The 1,687-nt window shown below is 29.8% G+C and carries 1 protein-coding gene; it reads left to right on the top strand.

What is annotated here, in order from left to right; genetic code table 11:
* Positions 1-194 precede the first annotated feature (194 nt).
* Positions 195-1,361 (top strand): cell division protein FtsZ, encoded by a 1,167-nt coding sequence (gene ftsZ, locus NSA58_RS19820; RefSeq protein ID WP_039680989.1) that lies wholly within the window; start codon positions 195-197, stop codon positions 1,359-1,361.
* Positions 1,362-1,687: the final 326 nt, after the last annotated feature.

The following is a 1,687-nucleotide window of genomic DNA, read 5'->3' on the forward strand; positions in this document are numbered from 1 at the left end:
TAAATGAATACTTATCCATATTATTTGACAAGATACGAGACTAATTGTTAATTATCTATTATGTATACATAATAATAAGAGTAAGAATTGGTATTTTTATGGAATAAAATAGTTGTTTAACAAAAAACATAAGTAAAATGATATAATCATAATACATAACTGTTTAATTCAGAAGATAGGGAGGTTAAAAAATAATGAATAATAATAGAATTGATATAGAAACTGACAACAATGATGCTGTTATAAAAGTTATTGGTGTTGGTGGCGGTGGAAACAACGCTGTTAACAGAATGATACGAGAAGAAGTAAAAGGAGTAGAATTTATTTCTATAAACACAGACAAACAAGCATTATTATCGTCTATGGCAGAAAATCAAATTCAAATCGGAGAAAAGTTAACTAGAGGATTAGGTGCGGGAGCTAAGCCTGAAGTAGGAAAAAAAGCTGCTGAAGAGAGTAGAGAACAAATCGTAAGTTTACTTGACGGAACAGATATGGTATTTGTTACTGCAGGTATGGGTGGAGGAACTGGAACAGGTGCTGCACCGATAGTTGCAAAGTTAGCAAAGGAAATGGGGATACTTACTGTAGGTGTTGTAACTAAACCTTTTGGGTTCGAAGGTAAAATAAGAATGAAAAATGCTGAAGATGGTATAAAAGATTTAAAAGCTAATGTGGATACATTAATAACTATACCTAATGATAGGCTTTTACAAATAGTACAAAAGAATACATCTATGGTAGATGCATTCTCTATAGCAGATAATGTATTAAAACAAGGTATACAATCCATATCTGACTTAATAAAAATGCCAGGTCTTATAAACTTAGACTTTGCTGATGTTACTTCTATAATGAAGGATAAAGGATTAGCTCATATGGGTATAGGTAATGCTAGTGGAGAAAATAGAGCTATAGAAGCAGCTAAAGAGGCTATACAATCGCCATTACTTGAAACTTCTATAAAAGGAGCTAAAGGGGTATTACTTAATGTTGCTGGTGGAGCAAACTTAACATTATTTGAAGCTAATGCTGCATCAAGTTTAGTTACAGAATCATGTGATCCAGAAGCAAATATAATATTCGGGACTTCTATAAGAGAAGACTTAGGAGAAGATATAGTTATAACTGTGATAGCTACAGGATTTGAAACTAATCCATCTCAAGGTTTTGAAAGTTCATTTAAAAATAGAGGAACTAATAAACCTTCAGAGATAGTTACCAAAAAAGCTGTAGTAGAAGAGGTTGCAGTAACAAAAGAAGAAAAAGTTGAGGAAAAAGTGGAAGCTAAAAAGCAGTCTCATGATATAGATGATGATTTACCACCAATTCCAGTCTTCTTAAGAAGAAATAGAAAATAGTAAATATACATAGTCAAATAAGAAGCTCAAGCTTCTTATTTTTTTGTTATAATCTCTATTTAGAGTGCATATTATAAACTATAAAGAAAATTATTAATTATAACAAATTATGAACAATATATATCTTTTTATACCAATAAAAAAGAAGTAAAATATTATTAAAAAAAGGAAAAAGAAGAATTTTTCCTTTTTTTGTGTTTTTTTATATTAAAGTAATTGGGTTTCGACTGTTAAAAGTGACACATTATTTTTTTACACTAGCTTATAATATAAACATAAAAAGGGGGAGTAATTAATGTATTTGGATCTTTACATTATTGAAAACC

It is taken from the genome of Terrisporobacter muris (assembly GCF_024621905.1).
GTDB classification, from domain to species: domain Bacteria; phylum Bacillota; class Clostridia; order Peptostreptococcales; family Peptostreptococcaceae; genus Terrisporobacter; species Terrisporobacter muris.

Bases quoted from the DNA above. Each gene is read 5' to 3' on its own strand.
- ftsZ (WP_039680989.1), top strand. From the start codon at position 195: ATGAATAATAATAGAATTGATATAGAAACTGACAACAATGATGCTGTT.